The sequence below is a fragment of the Streptomyces sp. NPDC020884 genome (assembly GCF_044333935.1).
In the GTDB taxonomy this organism is placed as follows: Bacteria; Actinomycetota; Actinomycetes; order Streptomycetales; family Streptomycetaceae; genus Streptomyces.
The window spans coordinates 13,313-34,923 of record NZ_JBIRRY010000013.1 but is presented as its reverse complement, the minus strand read 5'-3'; the positions used below and the strand labels follow the sequence as shown (position 1 = coordinate 34,923).

At 71.0% G+C, this 21,611-nt stretch carries 20 protein-coding genes; 11 read left to right on the top strand and 9 right to left on the bottom strand.

What is annotated here, in order from left to right; all coding sequences use genetic code 11:
* Positions 1-19 precede the first annotated feature (19 nt).
* From ACH4UK_RS33120 to pstB, 10 genes are all read left to right on the top strand, one after another.
* Positions 20-427: a GntR family transcriptional regulator gene (locus ACH4UK_RS33120; RefSeq protein WP_398362380.1), complete on the top strand. Its 408-nt coding sequence runs from the start codon at positions 20-22 to the stop codon at positions 425-427.
* The gene (locus ACH4UK_RS33115; RefSeq protein WP_398362379.1) at positions 424-1,341 is read left to right on the top strand and encodes an ABC transporter ATP-binding protein; all 918 of its coding nucleotides are present in this window, start codon (positions 424-426) and stop codon (positions 1,339-1,341) included. The genes ACH4UK_RS33120 and ACH4UK_RS33115 overlap by 4 nt, the downstream gene beginning before the upstream one ends.
* The gene (locus ACH4UK_RS33110; RefSeq protein ID WP_398362377.1) at positions 1,338-2,345 is read left to right on the top strand and encodes a hypothetical protein; all 1,008 of its coding nucleotides are present in this window, start codon (positions 1,338-1,340) and stop codon (positions 2,343-2,345) included. Before ACH4UK_RS33115 ends, ACH4UK_RS33110 begins: the two co-directional genes overlap by 4 nt.
* A 327-nt stretch (positions 2,346-2,672) precedes the next feature.
* Positions 2,673-4,922 (top strand): RNA degradosome polyphosphate kinase, encoded by a 2,250-nt coding sequence (locus tag ACH4UK_RS33105; protein ID WP_398362375.1) that lies wholly within the window; start codon positions 2,673-2,675, stop codon positions 4,920-4,922.
* Complete coding sequence (locus tag ACH4UK_RS33100) at positions 4,909-6,111, top strand: CHAD domain-containing protein (protein WP_398362373.1); 1,203 nt, start codon at positions 4,909-4,911, stop codon at positions 6,109-6,111. The genes ACH4UK_RS33105 and ACH4UK_RS33100 overlap by 14 nt, the downstream gene beginning before the upstream one ends.
* Positions 6,108-6,563, top strand: a complete 456-nt coding sequence (locus tag ACH4UK_RS33095; RefSeq protein ID WP_398362371.1) for an NUDIX hydrolase — start codon at positions 6,108-6,110, stop codon at positions 6,561-6,563. Before ACH4UK_RS33100 ends, ACH4UK_RS33095 begins: the two co-directional genes overlap by 4 nt.
* Before the next feature lie 317 nt (positions 6,564-6,880).
* A complete protein-coding gene (pstS, locus tag ACH4UK_RS33090) occupies positions 6,881-8,017 on the top strand; it encodes a phosphate ABC transporter substrate-binding protein PstS (RefSeq protein WP_398362369.1) in 1,137 nt (378 codons plus the stop codon).
* Positions 8,018-8,200: 183 nt separating this feature from the next.
* Positions 8,201-9,193: a phosphate ABC transporter permease subunit PstC gene (gene pstC, locus ACH4UK_RS33085; protein ID WP_398362367.1), complete on the top strand. Its 993-nt coding sequence runs from the start codon at positions 8,201-8,203 to the stop codon at positions 9,191-9,193.
* Positions 9,190-10,272, top strand: coding sequence for a phosphate ABC transporter permease PstA (pstA, locus tag ACH4UK_RS33080; RefSeq protein WP_398362365.1), 1,083 nt, complete (start codon positions 9,190-9,192; stop codon positions 10,270-10,272). The genes pstC and pstA overlap by 4 nt, the downstream gene beginning before the upstream one ends.
* 39 nt (positions 10,273-10,311) lie before the next feature.
* Positions 10,312-11,088 (top strand): phosphate ABC transporter ATP-binding protein PstB, encoded by a 777-nt coding sequence (gene pstB, locus ACH4UK_RS33075; protein WP_398362364.1) that lies wholly within the window; start codon positions 10,312-10,314, stop codon positions 11,086-11,088.
* Positions 11,089-11,235: 147 nt separating this feature from the next.
* Here the strand turns inward: pstB and ACH4UK_RS33070 are convergent, their stop codons facing one another.
* Complete coding sequence (locus ACH4UK_RS33070) at positions 11,236-12,234, bottom strand: anion permease (protein WP_398362362.1); 999 nt, start codon at positions 12,232-12,234, stop codon at positions 11,236-11,238.
* Positions 12,235-12,239: 5 nt separating this feature from the next.
* On the bottom strand, positions 12,240-12,860 hold the full coding sequence (locus tag ACH4UK_RS33065; protein ID WP_398362360.1) for a DUF47 domain-containing protein: 621 nt from the start codon (positions 12,858-12,860) through the stop codon (positions 12,240-12,242).
* A 237-nt stretch (positions 12,861-13,097) separates the two neighbouring features.
* Here ACH4UK_RS33065 and ACH4UK_RS33060 point away from each other — a divergent pair, with 237 nt between their 5' ends.
* Positions 13,098-13,481 carry a metal-sensitive transcriptional regulator gene (locus ACH4UK_RS33060; protein ID WP_398362358.1) on the top strand — a complete coding sequence of 128 codons (384 nt, stop codon included), beginning with the start codon at positions 13,098-13,100 and terminating at the stop codon, positions 13,479-13,481.
* A 42-nt stretch (positions 13,482-13,523) separates the two neighbouring features.
* Here the strand turns inward: ACH4UK_RS33060 and ACH4UK_RS33055 are convergent, their stop codons facing one another.
* The 7 genes from ACH4UK_RS33055 to ACH4UK_RS33025 form a co-directional block, all read right to left on the bottom strand.
* On the bottom strand, positions 13,524-13,727 hold the full coding sequence (locus ACH4UK_RS33055; protein WP_398362356.1) for a hypothetical protein: 204 nt from the start codon (positions 13,725-13,727) through the stop codon (positions 13,524-13,526).
* A gap of 332 nt (positions 13,728-14,059) precedes the next feature.
* Positions 14,060-14,920, bottom strand: a complete 861-nt coding sequence (locus ACH4UK_RS33050; protein WP_398362354.1) for a hypothetical protein — start codon at positions 14,918-14,920, stop codon at positions 14,060-14,062.
* A 717-nt stretch (positions 14,921-15,637) separates the two neighbouring features.
* A complete protein-coding gene (locus ACH4UK_RS33045; RefSeq protein ID WP_398362352.1) occupies positions 15,638-16,366 on the bottom strand; it encodes a phosphatase PAP2 family protein in 729 nt (242 codons plus the stop codon).
* Between the two features lie 359 nt (positions 16,367-16,725).
* Positions 16,726-17,721: an NlpC/P60 family protein gene (locus tag ACH4UK_RS33040; protein ID WP_398362718.1), complete on the bottom strand. Its 996-nt coding sequence runs from the start codon at positions 17,719-17,721 to the stop codon at positions 16,726-16,728.
* A 223-nt stretch (positions 17,722-17,944) separates the two neighbouring features.
* Entirely contained in the window at positions 17,945-18,535 is a 591-nt protein-coding gene (locus ACH4UK_RS33035; RefSeq protein WP_398362350.1) for a hypothetical protein, read from the bottom strand.
* On the bottom strand, positions 18,532-21,000 hold the full coding sequence (locus ACH4UK_RS33030; protein ID WP_398362349.1) for an alpha/beta hydrolase: 2,469 nt from the start codon (positions 20,998-21,000) through the stop codon (positions 18,532-18,534). The genes ACH4UK_RS33035 and ACH4UK_RS33030 overlap by 4 nt, the downstream gene beginning before the upstream one ends.
* Before the next feature lie 233 nt (positions 21,001-21,233).
* On the bottom strand, positions 21,234-21,578 hold the full coding sequence (locus ACH4UK_RS33025) for a hypothetical protein (protein WP_398362347.1): 345 nt from the start codon (positions 21,576-21,578) through the stop codon (positions 21,234-21,236).
* Positions 21,579-21,611: the final 33 nt, after the last annotated feature.

Here is a 21,611-nt window from a genome sequence, read left to right as displayed (position 1 = left end):
TAGTGAAAGGGTGGTGTTCATGAGGGAGTCCGCAGCGGTCGAATTCCGCATCGACCGGCGCAGCGGCGTCGCCACCTACCTCCAGATCGTCCAGCAGACGAAGCAGGCCCTGCGCCTGGGCGTGCTCGAACCGGGCGACCGGCTGCCGACCGCCCGCGAGGTCGTGGAGGCCACCGCCATCAACCCGAACACCGTCCTCAAGGCGTACCGGGAGCTGGAGCGCGAGGGCCTCGTCGAGGCCCGCCGCGGCCTCGGCACCTTCGTCCGCCGGACGCTGGGCGGCGCGGCCGCCGCCGACGCACCGCTGCGCACCGAACTCGCCGACTGGGCCCGCCGGGCCCGGTCGGCCGGCCTGGAGAAGGACGACGTCGGCGCGCTCTTCGCCGCCGTACTGGACAGCACGTACAAGGGGGACCAGGAACGATGACCGGCGTCGCGATCGAGGCACACGGCCTCGGCAGGACCTACGGGCGCGGAGGCCGCGGCCACCGGGCCCTGCACGACTGCTCGTTCCGGCTGCCCGCCGGGCGCGTCTGCGCCCTCGTCGGGCCCAACGGCGCGGGCAAGTCCACCCTGTTGAACCTGGCGGCCGGGCTGGACCGGCCCAGCGCCGGCTCCCTCACCGTCCTCGGCTCCACCGACCCCGGCGACGTACGCGGCCGCATCGCCTTCGTCTCCCAGGACAAGCCCCTGTACCCGCAGCTCACCGTCGCCGACACCCTGTGGGCCGGGGCCGAGCTGAACCCCGGGCGCTGGGACCGCGCCACCGCCGACCGGATCGCCGGAACGCTGCCGCGAAGCGCCCGCGTCCGCACCCTCTCCGGCGGGCAGCGGACCCGGCTCGCGCTGGCCCTCGCGCTCGGCAAGCGGCCCGAACTGATGCTGCTGGACGAGCCGATGGCCGACCTCGACCCGCTCGCACGGCACGAGCTGATGGGCGTCCTGATGGCGGAGACCGCCGAGCACGGCACCACCATCGTGATGTCCTCGCACATCCTCACCGAGCTGGAGGGCGTCTGCGACTACCTCCTGTTCGTCGACGGCGGGCGCATCCGGCTGGGCGGCGAGAGCGACGACATCGTCGGCGCGCACGCCCTGCTCACCGGCCGGGCCCGCGACCTGGCCCCGCACACCGTCGTCGAAGCCCGCACGACGGGACGTCAGCTCACCGCCCTGGTCAGGAAGGAGGGCCCCGTGGACACCGCCGCCTGGGCCGTCACGGAACCGTCCCTGGAGGAGCTGCTCCTCGCCCACCTCCGCTCCCCGGACGCCCCGCCGCTGCTGACGCCGAGCGCGAGCGCCGCCTCCGACGGAGCCCGTGAGGAGGTGGCTGCGGCATGAGCACCCTGACCCGTCCGGACGCGGACACCGCCACAGCCGTGCCCGTCACCCTGCGCGGGCCCGCCCGGGTGCTGCTGCGGGTGCACCGGCGGAGCCTGTGGAGCGCCGGGGCGTTCCTCGCCGCCATGGCCGCCGTCCTGGTCGCCGCGGCGCTGCGGGCCGACCACCTCGTGGCGGACTTCGCGAACAGCGGCTGTACGCAGGACGGTTCCGTACGCTCCTGCTACCAGCCGGCCCGCGACTACGCCGACAGCATGCTGGAGCTCAGCCGGATACCCGACTACGCGAGCCTGGTGCTGGTGGTCCTGCCCGCGGTCGTCGGAGCCTTCGTGGCGGGCCCGTTGATCGCCCGTGAATGGGAGAACGGCACCTTCCGGCTGTCCTGGACCCAGTCCGTGTCGCCCGTCCAATGGCTGACCGCCCGCCTTGCCGCACCGGCCGTGCCGGTGGTCGCGGGAACCGTCGCGCCGGCCGCCGTCCTCGCGTGGGCCCGGCCCCGGGCCGGGGCGGAATACCCGGTCGCCTGGCACGAGTGGTTCACCTTCACGGTGTCCGGCACGGTCCCGGTCGCCAACGCCCTGTTCGCCCTGGCCCTCGGCACCCTCGTCGGCCTCCTGCTGCGGCGCACCGTTCCCGCGATGGCCTTGACCGTGCTCGCGTACGGAGCGGTCACCGCGACGCTGCACGCCACGCGCGCCGGCCTGTGGCCCAGCCGGACCGACGTCCACGAGGTGCTCCGGTCCCGCGGGCGCCCCGAGGACGCCTGGACGGTCGACCTCGGCTTCCTGACGGACACGGGCGAACGGCTCCCGGCCGAGACCTGCCTTTCCTCCGCCGCCCCCCGGGAGTGCCTGACCGGACTCGGGGCCGACCGGCAGTTCACCGAATACCATCCCGCCTCGCACTACTGGCCCCTCCAGCTCGTCGAGACCGGCATCCTGCTGGCCCTCGCCGCGCTCGCCGTGTTCGCCGCCTTCCGGACCCTGCGCCGCCTCCACGGCTGAGCGGACCCGTCCGGCGGAACCCGCCGTCCGGGCCCCGCGAGGGGTGGGCCCGGACGGCGAACACGTACGGTGACGACGAGGCCCACCCGCAGGCACACCGCTTCCTGTACGTCATGTCGCCGTTACCGGCCATTCAGACGCCCTTGCGACCCTCACGGGATGCAGCCAGCTGTGCCCGCCCCCCGCCGCAACGGGAGAGCCCGGGGAAACGCCCCCCACGGCTCCTCCGGCGGCTCCCCCGGCCGTGACCCGGGGTTTCCCGGGCCTTCCGCGATCTTTCCCGGCTCCGACGCGCCCGCAGAGCCCTCCACGCGGAACAATGGGTCCATGAGCCAGCAGCCCAGCTCCGAGGTCCCGGTCCAGCCCGCCGCCCAGCCGTCGGTCGGCTCACTCGCCGCCCACCGGCCGCACGCCACCCCCGCCTCGAACGGGGTCGGCTTCTCCACCGCGGCCGACCTGGATCCCGACCTCGACGCCGACGCGGACGCCTACGAGCCCGACCGGGACGGCGACGAGCTGCCCCAGGGCCGCTTCCTGGACCGCGAACGCAGCTGGCTCGCATTCAACGAACGCGTCCTGGAACTGGCCGAGGACCCGGCCACCCCCGTCCTCGAACGGGCTAACTTCCTGGCCATCTTCGCCTCGAACCTCGACGAGTTCTTCATGGTCCGGGTGGCCGGCCTCAAGCGCCGCATCGCCACCGGCGTCGCCACCCGCTCCGCCTCCGGCCTCCAGCCCCGCGAGGTCCTGGACCTCATCTGGACCCGCTCGCGCGAGCTCATGGCCCGGCACGCCGCCTGCTACCAGCAGGACATCGCCCCGGACCTGTCCGACGAGGGCATCCAGCTGATCCGCTGGCCGGACCTGACCGAGAAGGAGCAGGCCCGCCTGTTCACCTTCTTCCGGCAGCGCGTCTTCCCGGTCCTGACCCCGCTGGCCGTCGACCCCGCGCACCCCTTCCCGTACATCTCCGGGCTCTCCCTCAACCTCGCCGTCGTCGTCCGCAACCCGGTCAGCGGCCACCGCCACTTCGCCCGGGTCAAGGTCCCGCCGCTGCTGACCCGCTTCCTGGAGGCCTCGCCCCAGCGGTACGTGCCCATCGAGGACATCATCGCGGCGCACCTGGAGGAGCTGTTCCCGGGGATGGAGGTGCTGGCGCACCACATGTTCCGGGTCACCAGGAACGAGGACCTGGAAGTCGAGGAGGACGACGCGGAGAACCTCCTCCAGGCGCTGGAGAAGGAGCTCATGCGCCGCCGCTTCGGCCCGCCGGTCCGCCTGGAGGTCGAGGAGTCCATCGACCCGTACGTCCTCGATCTGCTGGTCCGCGAGCTGAAGGTGTCCGACGCGGAGGTCTACCCGCTGCCCGGACCGCTCGACCTGACCGGCCTGTTCGCCATCGCCTCGCTGGACCGGCCGGAGCTGAAGTTCCCCAAGTTCATCGCGGGCACCCACCGGGACCTGGCCGAGGTGGAGTCCGCCTCCGCGCCCGACATCTTCGCCGCCCTGCGCGAACGCGACGTCCTGCTCCACCACCCGTACGACTCGTTCTCCACCTCCGTCCAGGCGTTCCTGGAGCAGGCGGCGGGCGACCCGGACGTGCTGGCGATCAAGCAGACGCTGTACCGCACCTCCGGCGACTCCCCGATAGTGGACGCCCTCATCGACGCCGCCGAGTCCGGCAAGCAGGTCCTCGTCCTCGTCGAGATCAAGGCCCGCTTCGACGAGCAGGCCAACATCAAGTGGGCCCGCAAGCTGGAGGAGTCCGGCTGCCATGTCGTGTACGGACTTGTCGGGCTGAAGACCCACTGCAAGCTCTCCCTGGTCGTCCGCCAGGAGGGCGACACGCTGCGCCGCTACTCCCACGTCGGCACCGGCAACTACCACCCCAAGACGGCCCGGCTGTACGAGGACCTCGGCCTGCTCACGGCGGACCCGCAGGTCGGGGCGGACCTCTCCGACCTGTTCAACCGGCTCTCCGGCTACTCCCGCCGCGAGACCTACCGCCGCCTCCTGGTCGCCCCGAAGTCCCTGCGCGACGGGCTGATCGCCCGGATCAACAAGGAGATCGCCCACCACCGCGCGGGCCGCCCCGCCTACGTCCGGTTCAAGGTCAACTCGATGGTCGACGAAGCGATCATCGACGCCTGCTACCGGGCGGCCCAGGCGGGCGTCCCCGTCGACATCTGGGTGCGCGGGATCTGCGCCATCCGCCCCGGCGTCACCGGCCTCTCCGAGAACATCCGGGTCCGCTCCATACTCGGCCGCTTCCTCGAACACTCCCGGGTCTTCTCCTTCGGCAACGGCGGCGAGCCCGAGGTGTGGTTCGGCAGCGCCGACATGATGCACCGCAACCTCGACCGCCGGATCGAAGCCCTGGTCCGGGTCACCGACCCCGCCCACCGCGCCGCACTCAGCCGACTCCTGGAGACCGGTATGGCCGACACCACCTCCTCCTGGCACCTGGGCCCCGACGGGAACTGGACCCGGCACGCCACGGACGCGGACGGCCAGCCGCTGCGGCACGTCCAGGAAATGCTCATCGACGCCCGGAGGCGCAGGCGTGCGACGCCCTGACCAGCAGACGACGACCCGGCCGACGACGGACCCGGCCCCGGGCACACCCCCGGACACCCCGCCCGCCGAGGCCCCGGGGGCGGAAACGGGTACGGAGACGGGACCGGGTACGGGTACGGGACCGGGTACGGCGGGCTTCGCCGACCGCACCGCAGCGGCTCGCCTCCCCGACCCCGCCGGGTCCCGCCCGGCCCCCGCCCCCGCCCCCGCCCCCGCCGGGGACCTGACCACGGAGGCGGTCCTCGCGCCCTACCTCCGGGGGCAGGCCGCGGACTTCCTGCGCAGCCTGCGCCTGCACCACGAGCACAGCGCCCCCGCCGACTCCGGCGGCCAGGACGCCGCGGCGGCCACCCGCACACTGCGCCGCGCGGCCCGCCGGATCAGCGGCTCCCTGCACACCTTCCGGGCCGCACTCGACCCGCTCTGGGCCGATCAGCTCCGCGCCGAGCTGGCCTGGCTCTCCGGCGTACTCGCCCGCGAGCACGCCTACGCGGGCCATCTCACCCGGCTCGTCGAGGCCCTGCACCAGCTCGCCGGCCCGGCCCTGCCCGCCGCCCGGGGCACCCGCGCCCCCGGGGAGAGCGCCGCTTCCGACGCCCAGGGCCGCGCCGCCCTCGGGGTCGGGGCCGCACGGGCCGGGGCGCTGCTGGAACGCCGCCTCACCCTCGCCCGGACCCGGTCCCACTCCGCGGCCCTCCAGGCGCTGGGCTCCTCCCGCTTCCACGCGGTCGCCGACGCCGTCGCGCTCCTGGCCTCGGACGTACCGCTGGCTCCCGGCAGCGCGGGCCGGACCGCCGAGGCCCTCCTGGAGCCCGCCGAACGCGCCGAGCAACGCCTCCTCGCCGCGGTGGCCGTCCTGCCGCCCGACGACACGGAGCCGTACAACGAGGCGCAGGACGCGGCGTGGCACCAGGCCCGTCTGCTGCTGCGGCTGCACCGGTACGCCCACGAGGTCGTCCTCGGCGCGGCGGACCCGGTCCTGGCCGCTCCGGGGCACGCCCTCGACCTGCACCGGGACGCCGTGGAGGCGGCCGCGGCGGCGGCCTCGGCGGCCCGCACCCCCCGGATCGCGCCGGCCACGGCGTACGCGCTGGGCGTGCTCCACGCGGACCAGCGCCACGACGTGGAGGCGGCGCGGGCGGTGTTCCGGGAGACCTGGCCGTACGCCGCGGCCATGACCGCCCCATGAGCCGGGAGCCCGTGAGCCACGGGCCCGCGGCACACCGCGCCAAGGCCGGCACCGTCCTGGCCGCGGGCTGCGTGCTGTGGCGACGCGCCCCGGACGGCCACGGGGTGGAGGTCTGTCTGGTCCACCGGCCGCGCTACGACGACTGGTCCTTCCCCAAGGGCAAGCTGAAGCGCGGCGAGGACCCGCGGGCCGCCGCCGTACGGGAGGTGCTGGAGGAGACCGGCCACCACTGCGCCCCGGACGAGCCGCTGCCGACCTCCCGCTACCAGGTGGACGGCCGGCCCAAGGAGGTCGCGTACTGGGCGGCCGAGGCGACGGGCGGCTCCTTCACCGCCAACGACGAGGTGGACCGCATCCTGTGGCTGGCCCCCGACGCCGCCCGCGCCCGCCTCACCCAGCCCCGCGACGGCCGACAGCTGACCGCCCTGCTGGCCGCCCTCGCCGCACCCTGAACAACGCCCTGCCCCGGGCCCTACCTCGGGCCCTGAACAGCGCCCTGCCCCGGGTCCTGAGCCGCGTCCTGCCCCAGGCCCTGATCAGCGCCCTGACCTCGGCCCTGATCCGCGTCCTGCCCACCGCCCCGGGCCGGGCCGCACCCGCCTGCCCGACACGGTTCACCTGCCGTTCACTCTCCCCCGTAGGCGGCTTCACCTGTTCTGCCTAATTTCGGACGTACACGGTGCGCGGCGGCAAGCCACAGCACCTCTCCTCATCGCACGCCGTCGTAGAACGAACTGACCACGGCGGCTCCTGGAAGGAACACCCGAAAGTGAAGCTTCAGCGCAAGAACCGGCTTCGTGCCACCGCGCTCGGTGCCCTCGCCGTCTCCGGCGCCCTGGTCCTCACGGCGTGCGGTTCGGATGACAACACGGGCGGCGGCACCGCCGGCACCGGCGAGAAGACGACGGCCGCGTCGGACGTCGACTGCGGCAAGGCCAAGGGCCAGCTGCGCGCCTCCGGCTCCAGCGCGCAGAAGAACGCCATGGACCTCTGGGTCAAGAACTACATGGCCGCCTGTTCCGGTGTGGAGATCAACTACAACTCGTCCTCCTCCGGCGAGGGCATCGTCGCCTTCAACCAGGGCACCGTCGGCTTCGCCGGCTCCGACTCGGCGCTGAAGCCCGAAGAGGTCGCCGACTCCAAGAAGATGTGCAAGACCGGCCAGGGCATCAACCTCCCGATGGTCGGCGGCCCGGTCGCGGTCGGCTTCCACCTGGAGGGCGTCGACAGCCTCACGCTTGACGCCTCGACCCTCGCCAAGATCTTCGACAGCAAGATCAAGAAGTGGAACGACCCGGCCATCGCCAAGCTCAACGACGGCGTCGACCTGCCCGACAAGGCGATCCAGGCCTTCCACCGCTCCGAGGACTCCGGCACCACGCAGAACCTCGGCAAGTACCTCGGCGCGGCCGCCGCGAGCGACTGGAAGTACGAGGCCGAGAAGAAGTGGCCGGCCCCCGGTGGCCAGGCCGCGTCCGGCTCCTCCGGCGTCGCCGCCCAGGTGAAGCAGGTCGACGGCGCGATCGGCTACTTCGAGCTCTCCTACGCCAAGTCCCAGGACATCACCACGGTGGACATCAACACCGGTGGCGCCACCCCGGTGAAGGCCACCTCGGAGAACGCCTCCAAGGCCATCGCCGCCGCCAAGATCAAGGGCACCGGCAAGGACCTGGCGCTCGACCTCGACTACACCACCAAGGCCGAGGGCGCCTACCCGCTGGTCCTGGTGACGTACGAGGTCGTCTGCGACACCGGCAACAAGCCCGAGACCCTCGACACCGTCAAGTCCTTCCTCTCCTACGCCGCCTCCGACGACGGTCAGAAGATCCTGACCGACGCGGGCTACGCCCCGATCCCGGCCGAGATCAACGCCAAGGTCCGCGAGACCGTCGGCTCCCTCTCGTAACACCCGGGGCGGCCGGGTCCCACCCGGACCCGGCCGCCCCCCGGCCCCGCGCCACCGACGCGACGCGTCCCCGGCAGGCCGGCCCGGCGCACCCCTCCGGACCGGCCCGCCTCCCGCCCACTCTCCATCCGGTGCACCGCCGCCAGGGGAGCTCACCGCTCCCTCACACAGACCGGAAAGACCATGGCTTCCACCACACCGATAGACACGCCACCGGCGCCGCCGGTCCCACGGCCCAGCCCCCGGTCCACCGGGCGCATGGGCGACAAGATCTTCCTGGGCCTCTCCCGCGGCTCGGGCATCCTGCTGCTCGTGATCATGGCGTCGATCGCCGTGTTCCTCAGCTACCGCTCCGCCATCGCCATCTCGGGCAACGAAGGCAACTTCCTCACCACCTTCGACTGGAACCCGGCCGGCGACCCCCCGGTCTTCGGCATCGCGGTCCTGCTCTTCGGCACCGTCGTCAGCTCGATCATCGCGATGGTCATCGCGGTTCCGATCGCTGTCGGCATCGCCCTGTTCATCTCGCACTACGCGCCGCGCAGGCTGTCCGCCCCGATCGCGTACGTGGTGGACCTGCTGGCCGCCGTGCCGAGCATCGTCTACGGCATCTGGGGCGCCCTCGTCCTGGTGCCGTACCTGGAGGGGCTCAACCTCTGGCTCGACGACTTCTTCGGCTGGACGTACTTCTTCGACAAGACCGAGATCGGGATCCCCCGCTCGCTCTTCACCGTCGGCATCCTGCTCGCGATCATGATCCTGCCGATCGTGACCAGCGTCAGCCGGGAGGTCTTCCTCCAGGTCCCGAAGATGAACGAGGAAGCCGCACTCGCGCTCGGCGCCACCCGCTGGGAGGTCATCCGCCTCTCGGTGCTGCCCTTCGGCCGCTCCGGCATCATCTCCGCCTCGATGCTGGGCCTCGGCCGCGCGCTCGGCGAGACGATGGCCGTCGCCACGGTCCTCTCCCCGAGCTTCCTCATCTCGCTGCACGTGCTCAATCCGGGCGGCGGGACGTTCGCCCAGAACATCGCGGCCAAGTTCGGTGAGGCCGGACCGTTCGGGCGGGACGCCCTGATCGCCTCGGGCCTCGTCCTCTTCGTCCTCACCCTGCTGGTCAACGGCGCGGCCCGGCTCATCATCGCCCGCCGCAAGGAGTACTCGGGGGCCAACGCATGAGCCACGCACCCACCGGCGTCATCGAGCGCCCGACGCCCGCATCGCCCACTCCGAAGAGCAGCCTCGGCAGCCGCTCCCTGCCCCGCCTCGCACCGCTCGGCTTCGCCGTCGTGTCGGTCGCGCTCGGCGTCGGCATCCCGCTGGCCGCCGGCTGGCACAGTCGCATCCAGTGGGGCATGCTCTCGGCCCTGTTCTTCCTGGCCATCTCCTACGTCGTGACGACGATCGTGGAGAACCAGCGCCAGGCCAGGGACCGCCTCGCCACCAGCGTGATGTGGGTCTGCTTCCTCATCGCCATCGTCCCGCTGGCCTCGCTGCTGTGGACGACGATCGTCCGCGGCTCGGAGCGCCTCGACGGCTACTTCCTCACCCACTCCATGGCCGGCGTGCTCGGCGCCGAGCACACCGGCGGCGTCTACCACGCGCTGATCGGCACCCTGGAGCAGGTCGGCATCGCCACGGTGATCTCCACCCCGCTCGGCCTGCTGACCGCCGTGTACCTCGTGGAGTACGGCAAGGGCGCGCTGGCCAAGGCCGTCACCTTCTTCGTCGACGTGATGACGGGCATCCCGTCCATCGTGGCCGGTCTCTTCATCCTGTCGATCATGCTGATCGTCGGCATCGAGTCGTCGGGCCTGATGGGCTCCCTGGCCCTGACCATCCTGATGGTGCCGGTCGTGGTCCGCTCCACCGAGGAGATGCTCAAGCTCGTCCCCAACGAGCTCCGCGAGGCCTCCCTCGCCCTCGGCATCCCGAAGTGGCGCACCATTCTGAAGGTGGTCCTGCCCACCGCGATCGGCGGCATCACCACCGGCGTCATGCTGGCCATCGCCCGCGTCGCCGGGGAGACCGCACCGATCATCCTGGTGGTCTTCGGCAGCCAGCTGATCAACACGAACCCCTTCGAAGGCGACCAGTCCTCGCTGCCGTTCTACATCTACGAGCAGTACAAGGTCGGCGAGGTCGCGTCCTACGACCGCGCCTGGGCAGCCGCCCTGGTGCTGATCGCCTTCGTCATGATCCTGAATCTGGTGGCCCGCGGCATCGCCCGCTGGAAGGCCCCGAAGACCGGTCGCTGACGCGGCCACAGCGACCTCCCGAAAGAAGCAGTGATTTCCATGGCCAAGCGCATCGACATCAGCGGCCTCAGCGCCTTCTACGGCAACCACAAGGCCATCGAGGACATCTCGATGACCGTGGAGCCCCGCTCCGTGACCGCCTTCATCGGCCCGTCCGGCTGCGGCAAGTCCACCTTCCTGCGCACCCTGAACCGGATGCACGAGGTGACCCCCGGCGGCCGCGTCGAGGGCAAGGTGCTGCTGGACGACGAGAACCTCTACGACGCCAACGTCGACCCGGTCACCGTGCGCCGCACGGTCGGCATGGTCTTCCAGCGCCCGAACCCCTTCCCCACCATGTCGATCTTCGACAACGTGGCGGCGGGCCTGCGGCTGAACGGCAGCTACCGCAAGAGCGAGCTGAGCGAGGTCGTGGAGAAGTCCCTGCGCGGCGCGAACCTCTGGAACGAGGTCAAGGACCGCCTCAACAAGCCCGGCTCCGGACTCTCCGGCGGCCAGCAGCAGCGCCTGTGCATCGCCCGCGCCATCGCGGTCGAGCCGCAGGTCCTGCTGATGGACGAGCCGTGCTCGGCGCTGGACCCGATCTCGACGCTCGCCATCGAGGACCTGATCGGCGAGCTGAAGGAGCGCTTCACGATCGTCATCGTGACGCACAACATGCAGCAGGCGGCCCGCGTCTCGGACCGCACCGCGTTCTTCAACCTCGCGGCGGTCGGCAAGCCCGGCCGGCTCATCGAGATGGACGACACGGAGCGGATCTTCTCCAACCCGTCGGTCCAGGCCACGGAGGACTACATCTCCGGCCGCTTCGGCTGACCCGACCCGCTCCACCCCACAGACAGCCTTGCGGTGCTGCATGGCGGTGCCACCACAAGGCGAAAGGGTCCGCCCCCGTTCTCGTACGAGAACGGGGGCGGACCCACACGTGTAACCAACCCGGCCGGATCACCGCGCACCGGCGACTCAGCCGAAGAGCAGGAGAACCGCTCCGTAGCTCAGCGCGGCGACCAGCGCCGCGGCCGGCATGGTGATGAACCAGCCCAGGATGATGTTCTTCGCGACGCCCCAGCGCACGGCGTTCACCCGCTTGGTGGCACCGACGCCCATGATCGCGGAGGTGATGACGTGCGTCGTCGAGATCGGGGCGTGGAACAGGAACGCCGACCCGAACATGATGGAGGCGCCGGTCGTCTCCGCCGCGAAGCCCTGCGGCGGGTCCAGCTCGATGATCTTGCGGCCGAGGGTCCGCATGATGCGCCAGCCGCCCGCGTACGTACCGAGCGAGAGCATCAGCGCACAGGCGATCTTGACCCAGACCGGGATCTCGTCGTTGGGGCCCTCGATGTCCGCGATGACCAGGGCCATCACGACGATGCCCATCGTCTTCTGCGCGTCCTGGAGGCCGTGGCCGAGCGCCATGCCCGCCGCCGAGACCGTCTGCGCGATCCGGAAGCCGCGCTTGGCCTTGTGCGGGTTGGACTTCCGGAATATCCACATGATGCCGACCATCACCAGATAGCCGGCGATCAGGCCGACGAACGGGGAGATGAACATCGGGATGACGACCTTCTCCAGCACCCCGGACCAGATGACGTCCGTGCCGCCGGCCAACGCCGCCCCGACCATGCCGCCGAACAGGGCGTGCGAGGACGAGGAGGGAAGGCCGTAGTACCAGGTGACGAGATTCCAGATGATCGCGCCGACCAGCGCCGCGAACAGGATCCCCATCCCCTTCTGCCCCACGGGCGTGGCGATCAGGCCTTCGCTGACGGTCTTGGCGACCCCCTGGCCCAGGAAGGCGCCGGCGAGGTTCATCACCGCCGCCATCGCCAGAGCCGCACGCGGGGTCAGCGCCCGGGTGGAGACCGAGGTGGCGATGGCGTTCGCCGAGTCGTGGAAGCCGTTCGTATACGTGAAGCCGAGCGCGACGCCGATGGTCACGATCAGCGCAAAGGTGTCCACGAGGTTCAGGACTCCTTGACCGCGATGGTCTCCACGGTGTTCGCGACGTGCTCGAACGCGTCAGCCGCCTCTTCCAGCACATCCACGATCTGCTTGAGCTTGAGCACCTCCATGGCGTCGTACTTGCCGTTGAAGAGCTGGGCCAGCAGTTTGCGGTGGATCTGGTCGGCCTGGTTCTCCAGGCGGTTGACCTCGATCCAGTACTCGGTGAGGTTGTCCATGGTCCGCAGCCCCGGCATGGCCTCGGCGGTCAGTTCAGCGGCCCGCGCCAGCACCTCGATCTGCTGCTCGACGCCCTTGGGGAGCTTGTCGACCTGGTAGAGGACGACGAGATCGACGGCCTCCTCCATGAAGTCCATGATGTCGTCGAGCTGCGAGGCGAGGTTGTAGATGTCCTCGCGGTCGAACGGCGTGATGAAGGAGGAGTTCAGCTGGTGGAAGATCGCGTGGGTGGCATCGTCCCCCGCGTGCTCCGCTGCCCGCATACGCTCCGCGATCTCGACTCGGGAGGCAGAATCCGCCCCGAGCAGTTCCATCAGGAGTTTCGAGCCCGTGACAATGTTGTCCGCAGACGCGGAGAACATGTCGTAGAAGCTCGTCTCCCTGGGGGTCAGACGAAAGCGCACGTGGGGTCCTCGGGATGCTTTGGATTCGGTCAGGCTGATGCTAGGCGCATCATCCGGCCACGGCTAACCGGCGTTCTTCAGTGTCGCCCATCGAACAGGGCGATCAGCACGGGCCCCCGGTCACGTTTCGACAGGATTCGTTACGATATACCCGGTGGGGGTATAAGACGCCAGAGCGTGACGTTCAACAATCCAGCACTCAGCGGGACACTTGAGAACAACAACGGGAGGACGCAGATGACCACGACCGGGACCACAGGGACGGAATCGGCGGGCGTGGCGGCCCCGGGCACCGGTGCGGCCGCCCCTGCGGACATCGTCACCGACCACGACCGCGGCATCCACGGCTACCACCACCAGAAGGACGAGCACCTCAAACGCCTGCGCCGGATCGAGGGCCAGATCCGCGGCCTCCAGCGCATGGTCGACGAGGACGTCTACTGCATCGACATACTCACCCAGGTCTCGGCGTCCACCAAGGCCCTCCAGTCCTTCGCCCTCCAGCTGCTGGAGGAGCACCTGCGCCACTGCGTCGCCGACGCGGCCGTCAAGGGCGGCGGCGAGATCGACGCGAAGGTCGAAGAGGCGACGAAGGCCATCGCCCGGCTGCTCCGCACCTGAGGCGCGGCGGCCCGAGCGGTGGCGGTACGGGTGTCGCGGATGTCACCCCTGACGAGCGGCCTGCCGGGGGACCGTCGCCCAGCACTCCGCGCCCCGTACGTCGAGCACCTCGTCGATACGGTCGGGACTGAGGCGTTCCTCACCCGCCGCCGACGCGGCGATCATCAGCTCACCGCACAGCTCGATCTCGGCGAGGGCCACACAGTCCTGAGCGTTCGGAGCGCTGAGCGTCACCACCTGCGTCACCTCTCTCTGCCGTCTACCGGCCGTCCCCGGCCACTGGCCACACCGGCTTCCTAGCGTAGGGAGCGCGATACGCACCGCGCATGGCACGGACGGACCATTTGGGCCCCCTCCCAACCGGCCCCCCACCGCCCGGCCCGTCCCGGCCGCCTCCCTCCCCCGGGAACCACGACGGGCCGCACAGCGCCGCCCCGGGGCGGCGTCCGGCCCCGGGTGATCCTCTCGGGCAGGCCGGCTTCCGGCCCCCGGGTGACCCTCTCGGGCAGCGCGGCTTCCGGCCCCCGCCCCGGGTGACACCCACGCCGTCCGGTCCGCCCCGCCGGGCCCTCCACCGCTCAGCCCTGCCGGATCTCGCCGGTGTAGATGGCGTCCTCGTCCGGCAGCGTCACCGTGACCGGCAGCCCGAACCCGTACAGCAGCAGCGTCGACACCACCGACACCTCCGGACCGTCCGAGGAGAAGGTGAAGCGGTGCCGGACCTTCCGCAGCCGGCCCTCCTCGTCCAGGTAGGCGTCGAACGGGACGGCGTCCTTGCTGAACCCTTTCGCCGCCGCGCTCAGCGCCCCGCGCGACTGCGGCGAGGCGGCCCGCGCGGCCCGGCCGAGGTCCGCGACGCCCCGGTAGTGATGCACCGTCACCCCGGCCAGTTCGGACTTCCCCGCATACGTCACATCGGCCGCACCGCGCAGCAGTTCGGCGGCGGCCATCGGGTCGGTGACCCCGCCGGTGACGAGATTCCCGTCCCGCAGCGTGGTCGTGTCGATCCGGACCCACTTGTCGTCGGGCACCCCGGCGCCGCGGTTCTTCATGTACAGCGCCCCGGGGGTCAGCAGCTCGGTGATCGGCCGGTGGCCGTCCGCGCCCGCGGCGTCCTCGGGCAGCACCACCTTGAGCCGCCCCATCTGCTTGCGGAAGTCGTACGCCCCCTGCCCCCGGATCGTCACCCGCGTCCCGCCGGCCGCCGTCTCCATCGACGTACGGGTCTCCGCACCGCCCGCCTCGACGAGCACGTCCGCCGCCTGCCCGAGCACGTCGAGCGGACGATCGGCGGCCACGGAGCGCTGCCCGGAGCCGTCGCCCGCGCCGCTTCCCCCGCCCCCGCCGAAGCACCCGCCGGTGACCGCGATCACCCCGGCCACGGCGAAGGCGCGAGCAGCAAGGGCCCCGCCTCCGTCCCTGTACTGCTGCACCACCATCGCCTGCCAACCCCCAACGACTACCGCCCGGCCGAGCCCTCACCCGCCCCGCATAACGACCGCCGACGCCCCCCGTCACGCCGCCCCGGCGCGTCCCACCCGCAGGATGCGGGGGCGGGCAGGGGCAGGGAGGGGGCAGGGAGGGGGTGCCGAGCGCGCGGGGAGGAGCGGGTGGGGCGGCGGGACGGTCGGGTGAGGCCCCCGGTGGGGCGGGAGGCCCAGCCCCGGACCCCCCGTTCGCCGGCTGCGGCCAGTACCGTGGTCGGGTGCATGAGGATCCCCCCGCCCTGGCCCGCACCACCGCCCCGCACACCCGACTCCGGACCGCCCCGGCCCCCTCAGCGGCTGTATCAACGGCCCCCTCGGCGGCTGTATCGACGGCTCCCTCGGCGGCTGTCTCAACGGCCCCTTCGGCGGCCCTCTCGGCAGCGTCCCCTTCGGACCCGCCGGCCGGACACAGCGCCACGACGATCGAACGCGGCTCGTTCTGCCTGGCCCGCTGCACCTGCGGCTGGTCGGGACCGGCGCGCAGATCCCGGGACCTGGCCCGTACCGACGCCGCCAACCACATCGCCACCCCCTGACCGCACCCGAGCCTGTTCAGCACGTTCCCCCAGGCGCTCGGAGCGCCTGGGGGAACGGGAAAACAGATCGATCACCGAAGAAGAAGCAACAGCAGGAGAGGGAGCAAGAGGGGAGCGGGGAGAGGGGAGGCCCTCAGGCCGCCAGGTCCTTCTCCCCCGGGTCGCCCCGTCCGGAGCCGGGCCGCGGCTCGGGGATACCCCTCGCCCCACCCTGCTCGTCCGCGTCCGCAGCGGCGTTCTTCGACCGGACGAACCATCCGACGCGCGGTGAGCGGGCGACCGCCGCCATCAGCGGAGTCAGCAGGGCCATGGCGAGCGGTGCCAGCAGCAGGGCGACGGCCGTGCCGAGGGCGAACCCGCCGATCACATCGGTCGGGTAGTGGACGCCCATGTAGATCCGGCTGAAGCCCGCGAAGAGCGCGAGGCCGATCGCGACGAAGCCGAACTTGCGGTTCGCCACGAAGATGCCGACGGCGATGCCCATCGCCAGGGTGGAGTGGTCGCTGACGAACGAGAAGTCCGTCTTGCCGTGGATCAGGACATCGAGGCCGTCATGATCGTTGAAGGGGCGCGGCCGTTCGACGAAGCCACGGATCGGGATGTTGATGAGGATCGCGATGGCGGCGGCGAGCGGGGCCCAGACGATGGCGGCGGCAGCCGTCACCGAGTCCTCGGCCGTCCCGCGCTTGCGCATGCTCCACCAGCACCACAGACCCACCAGAACCAGGCCGAGCATGATCCCGTACTCACCGACGAACTCCATGACCCGGTCGAACCAGGTCGGAGCCGCCTTGGCGAGTCCGTTGATGTCGTAGAGCAGGCTGACGTCCGGGTTCGACCCGTCGAGTTCGAGTCCAGCCATCTGCTGCGGCCCCTTGCCTTGTCTGCTTCATCTGCTGCGACGCGCGTCCTTGCGCGCCGCCGTGGTCGAACCCCCGTGTCCGGTGCGATCCGCTACCGCAGTGCACTGCATCGCTGCACTCCACTGCACACTGCATCACTGCGACGCATGGTCAGTGCGCATTCCGTTCCCGTCACTCTGTCCAGGGAACGGCCCGACTGTCGTGCGCGTTCCGTTCTCCACCGAATGATCACCATGACGTTATCGAAGAGTGACTCGTCGTCGCAGCTCAGGGCCCAGGCTTCACGGAGAGTTCCGGCCACGGCCGACTGCCCGTCAGCACCCTTGACGCCTCCGGGAGCCCCGAGCGGAGAGATCCGTCACCCCGTGGGCAGATCCGTCGGAAGCGCGGCGGCACCGTCCTTGGTGACCCGTGTCGCACCGAAGTAGTCCGGCGTATCGATCTTGTCGAACCGGATGACCGACCCGGTGAACGGCGCATTGATCATATAGCCGCCGCCGACGTACAGCCCGACGTGCCGGATCGCGCGCGAGTTGGTCAGATCGTCGGAGAAGAACACCAGATCCCCCGGGAGCAGCTCGTCCCGCGAGGGGTGCGGACCCGCGTTGTACTGGTCGTTGGCGACGCGCGGCAGCTCGATGCCCACGGTGCGGTACGCCGCCTGGGTCAGCCCCGAACAGTCGAACCGGCCCTGCTGCTCCGGCGTCCCGTTGCCGCCCCACAGATACGGAGTGCCGAGCCTCTTCTGCGCGAAGTAGATGGCCCCGGCGGCCTGCCGGGAGGGCGCGACCCGGCCGACGGGCCGGGCGAAGCTCTTCTCCAGCGAGCGGATGATCTTGACGTAGTTCTGCGTCTCCTTGTACGGCGGGACGCCGCCGTACTTGATCACCGCGTAGGCGCCGGCGTTGTACGCGGCGAGCATGTTGCTCGTCGGGTCACCGGGGACCTTCTTCACATACCCGGCGAGCTCGCAGTCGTACGAGGCGGCCGAGGGGATCGCGTCGGCCGGATCCCAGACGTCCCGCTTCCCGTCCTTGTTGCCGTCGATCCCGTGCGTGGCCCAGGTACCGGGAATGAACTGGGCGATGCCCTGTGCGGCGGCATGGCTCTGCGCGCTCGGGTTCCAGCCGCTCTCCTGGTAGAGCTGCGCGGCCAGCAGCGCCGGGTTGATGGCAGGGCAGAGGTTGCCCCACTTCTGCACCAGCGGCTGGAACCGCGCCGGAACCGCCCCCTTGGCCAGCGCGACGGCACCGCCGCCTCCCGACCCGGCGAGACCGGCGGCGGCCGAGTACGTACCGACGACGAGCAGCGCCAGGAAGCACATGACCATGCCGACGCCGATGCCACCGAACACCCAGAATTTCCGCACCCCTCAACCATCCCCCATCGAGGCGCGCTTCAGAGGTGTTTTCGACGGTGTGTACGAGTCATCCGCGGCACACCACCGGCGCACCCGAAGCACACGGGGGCGTCGACGGCTCACGAACAACAGGCCTGACGGCCGAAACAGGCCAGTTGTTCGAAACAGACCTGATGCCAGGAACAGGCCTGATGCTCGGATCCGGCCTGATGGGCTCTCAGCCGCCGCTCCCCGACCAGAAGTCGGAGCGGACGTTGGGGCGGGGCAGCGGATAGACGTCCTTGTACGCGGGGCCGTTCGGCTCGGCGGCGGGGGCGGCGACCTTCGACTCCTTCACACAAGGGCTGTCGGCCTCCAGGAAGGCCTGCCCCTTGCCGCGGAAGGAGACGCTGACGCCGAATCCGCTCTTGGTGACCGCGTAGACCGCCGGAAACTTCTCGTCCTTGTTGACGGCCTTGATCCGGTAGTCGTTCTTCCGCCAGAACGTCTCCGCCCGGTCCAGGAACGTCTGCCGGCGTTCGGCGGAGACGACGGTCATGACAGTCCGCCGGCGGGTCACCCCGCAGGCCCGGGTGGTGGTCGGCCCGTGCGCCCACTGCACATCGGGGTCGATGCCCTTCAGCACGGCGTCCAGCATCGCGTCGGACTGCTCGGCGGCCTCCTGCATGTCCATCCCGCTTCCCACCTCACCCTCCGTTCCCCTCTGTACGCCGTCGCCGCGCGCGCTCTCGGTCCCGCACCCGGACAGCGCAACGCCCAGGGCCAGGACCACCGCGACGAGGGGCAGGGTCCGCTTCGCTCGCCTCACTTCGGTTCCTCCATCTTGAGCCGGTCGGCGTTGCCCGACACGATCAGGGCGATGCTGTCCGCGGACACGGCGTCGCGTTCCGGGCTGAAGTAGTTCGAGTGCGAGTCCAGACTGACACCGCTCCCGCTCACGAGCGGGGGCCCGTCGGCCACCGGGAAGCGCCGGGCACCGAACGCCCTGCTCGCCGGATCCTTCCCGAACCACAGGTCGTCGTCACCCGGATCGGCCAGATCCCCGGCGAGGTAGGCCCCGCCAGGTCCGCCCGCGATGAGCCCGATGCCGCCCACCACGACCTGTGTCTTGGAGGGCAGCTTGGTCACCGGGTCATTGGCGGCGGCCCCCACGAAGACATGCTCACTGCCGACGCCGAGGTCCACGGCGTGATCGACGCCGACGCCCGGACTGCCGACGAGGATGATGTCGTCGACCCCGGGGATCCCGCCGGGGCGGGCCGCCGCGGCGCCGACGGTCCGGGACCCGTAGGAGTGCCCGATGGCCGTCAGGTGCGGGTCCTTGTTCCCGTTCGTCGCGGAGATCCCGCCCATGAAGTCGCGGTAGGCCGCCCCGCCCTTCTCGGCACGCCCCGTCCCCATGACGGCGAAGTAGCCGGCCACCCCGTCCTTGTCCGGCAGCTGCGGCGCGTCGTACCCGAGCCAGACGATGGACGCGGTGGAGTCGTCGTACCCCTGCGCCCCGATCGCGGTGTCCCGGGCCCGCCCGAGGTCGTTCTTGGCGAACTCCTCGTCGAGCGAGGTGTTGAGCCCCGGTACGTACGCCGACACGTGCTGGGACGCGTCGGGGTTGCCGAACGAGACGATCGCGCGCCCGTTGCCCTCGTCGCCGATGCCGATCAGGTACATGGGCGGCTTGCCGTCCTCCTTGAGCTGCCGCTCGATCTCCCGCAGCCCGGCCAGCTGGTCACGGGCCTTGTCCGTGTCGACCCCCTCCAGCTTGTCGATCAGCGCCGGGAGGTTACGGCGGTTGGCGGCGTCGCGCGCGAGGACCGGGATGCCGTCGAGGTTGCCGATCCGCTCCGGGACCAGCTCGATGTACCGCTCGCGTTCCTCCGGCGAGAGCCCGTCCCACCAGGCCTTGCGCTCGGCGGGCGTGGCGTTCTGCGGGATCCGCTCGCTCAGGTGCGCGCGCTCGGCGTCCCGCACCTCGGTGTCGACCCGCGCCCCGGAACCGGGTATCACCAGCCCCGCGCCCGCACCGCCGACGGCCTTGTTCCAGTCCCAGGCGGCGCCGATGTAGTCGCCCTCCGCCCACTTCTCGCCCGCACCGTGGGTGTCGCGCCCCCACTGGTCGACGATGCTCCGCCCGCTCTCGCCCGGCCGCAGGACCGCGTCGACGATCCCTTGGACGTCACCGCCCAGCCCGTCCCCGAGGAACCCGTCGAGGAACCCGCCGCCGTTGGGACCCGCGGGTCTACCCGCGTTGACCGGCACGATGACGTCGCTCTGGGGGAAGGTGCCGTCGCCGACGGGAGACGAGGCGTTGCCCTGGGGACCGCCGGCGTCGCCGCCACCGGCCCGACTGCCACCGCTTCCGCCCGTACCGCCCGTACCGCCGGTACTGCCCGTACCGCCTGTACCGCCTGTACTGCCCGTACTGCCCGTACTGCTGGTGCTTCCGGTGCTTCCGGTACCGCCTGTGCTTCCGGTGGTCGCGGCCCCTCCGGTGTCACCGCTGGTACCGGTGCTGCCGGTACCACCGGTGAGGCTCGACTCGTCGCCCCTGCCCGCGCTGCTGCCGCCGTCCGAGCCGCCCTCCGAGCCGCCCTCCGTACCAGCGTCGGCACCGGCGCCCTGGGCGACACCGCCGTCGGCGCCGCCGGCACCATCGGTGCCACCCTCGGCGTCTCCGCCACCGGCCACGACGTCGCGCCCCGGCGCAGGACACGAACCGCCGGTCAGTTCACAGATCGCGCTGCGGATCTCCGCGGTGAGCTGCTGACCGGTCCCCGTGGCCGTCAGCCCGCCGACGAGAGCGACGACCACCAGCACGAGACCCAGGTACTCCAGCGCGGTCTGCCCGCCGTCGCGGCGCAGCTTCATCATCCGGCCGAAACTGAACAGCCGCTGCTCGGCCCGCTGCTCCAGACCGCTCCGGAACCATCGCCGACTCTCCGGCCGGCACAGCAGCACGATGCCGGCCGCCGGTATCACCAACCGCGCGACACCTTGGCCCTCGGCCCCGCCGCCCAGCTCCGCGAGCGCGCCGAGGACGATCCAGACCTGAACGGCGAGGAGCCCGTACCAGACCCGGACCCCACCGTTGCGGACGTACAGCGACAGCACGAAGGCGCCGACACCGGGTAACGACGCGTAGAGCAGCAGCCCGAGGAGGTACCCGTCGACCGCGTCCACCGATGACGCCGTGGACAGGGCCCGAATCGCACCCACCAGGGTGGCCACGAAGAGAACATGAAGAAGGATCAGGGCCGCCTGCAACGCCCGGGGCATCAACCGCCCACCCGAACCCGCTACGGCAGCGCTTACATCGACGCCTACAGGAACCGCGCTTCTTCGTATGCCGGACAAGAGCAGTCCCCTACCTCATGAGTGGGCGGAACGGGCGACAGATCAGTCACTCCGCGTATGCGACCACACGGGCGGGGGACACGACATGGGCCCCAGGGCCCAATCGAGGGCTCAAAGTCCCCACGCAGCAGCACAGTTGAGTCAACTTGCCCGGATCACGACCCGCCTGCCGCGGCCATCTCGGGGGCGCCGGCCGACCAGAAGTCGGAGTGGATGTTGGGGCGGGGGATGAGCTTCGCCTCCGGCTCGAGGAACGCGGTGGCCCGGCTGGTGGAATCGGCGACCTCGGAGCGGCGGACGCATGGGCTGTCCACATCGAAGTGCACTTGCCCCTTGTCGGCCACGATCAAGGTCACTTGAAACCCGTCCTGGGTTTTCGCATAGATCGCAGGGACGTCCACATCGTTGTTGATGGCTGTCATGCGATAGCCATTCTTGCGCCAGAAACGGTCCACCACACCGAGGAGACTCCCCCGCCGCCGGGCGGAGACCACGGTCATGACTGTCCTCCGTCGAGTGACGGTACAGCTCCC

Bases quoted from the DNA above. Each gene is read 5' to 3' on its own strand.
- ACH4UK_RS33120 (WP_398362380.1), top strand. From the start codon at position 20: ATGAGGGAGTCCGCAGCGGTCGAATTCCGCATCGACCGGCGCAGCGGC.
- ACH4UK_RS33115 (WP_398362379.1), top strand. From the start codon at position 424: ATGACCGGCGTCGCGATCGAGGCACACGGCCTCGGCAGGACCTACGGG.
- ACH4UK_RS33110 (WP_398362377.1), top strand. From the start codon at position 1,338: ATGAGCACCCTGACCCGTCCGGACGCGGACACCGCCACAGCCGTGCCC.
- ACH4UK_RS33105 (WP_398362375.1), top strand. From the start codon at position 2,673: ATGAGCCAGCAGCCCAGCTCCGAGGTCCCGGTCCAGCCCGCCGCCCAG.
- ACH4UK_RS33095 (WP_398362371.1), top strand. From the start codon at position 6,108: ATGAGCCGGGAGCCCGTGAGCCACGGGCCCGCGGCACACCGCGCCAAG.
- pstC (WP_398362367.1), top strand. From the start codon at position 8,201: ATGGCTTCCACCACACCGATAGACACGCCACCGGCGCCGCCGGTCCCA.
- pstA (WP_398362365.1), top strand. From the start codon at position 9,190: ATGAGCCACGCACCCACCGGCGTCATCGAGCGCCCGACGCCCGCATCG.
- pstB (WP_398362364.1), top strand. From the start codon at position 10,312: ATGGCCAAGCGCATCGACATCAGCGGCCTCAGCGCCTTCTACGGCAAC.
- ACH4UK_RS33060 (WP_398362358.1), top strand. From the start codon at position 13,098: ATGACCACGACCGGGACCACAGGGACGGAATCGGCGGGCGTGGCGGCC.
- ACH4UK_RS33050 (WP_398362354.1), bottom strand. From the start codon at position 14,920: ATGGTGGTGCAGCAGTACAGGGACGGAGGCGGGGCCCTTGCTGCTCGC.
- ACH4UK_RS33045 (WP_398362352.1), bottom strand. From the start codon at position 16,366: ATGGCTGGACTCGAACTCGACGGGTCGAACCCGGACGTCAGCCTGCTC.
- ACH4UK_RS33030 (WP_398362349.1), bottom strand. From the start codon at position 21,000: ATGCCCCGGGCGTTGCAGGCGGCCCTGATCCTTCTTCATGTTCTCTTC.
- ACH4UK_RS33025 (WP_398362347.1), bottom strand. From the start codon at position 21,578: ATGACCGTGGTCTCCGCCCGGCGGCGGGGGAGTCTCCTCGGTGTGGTG.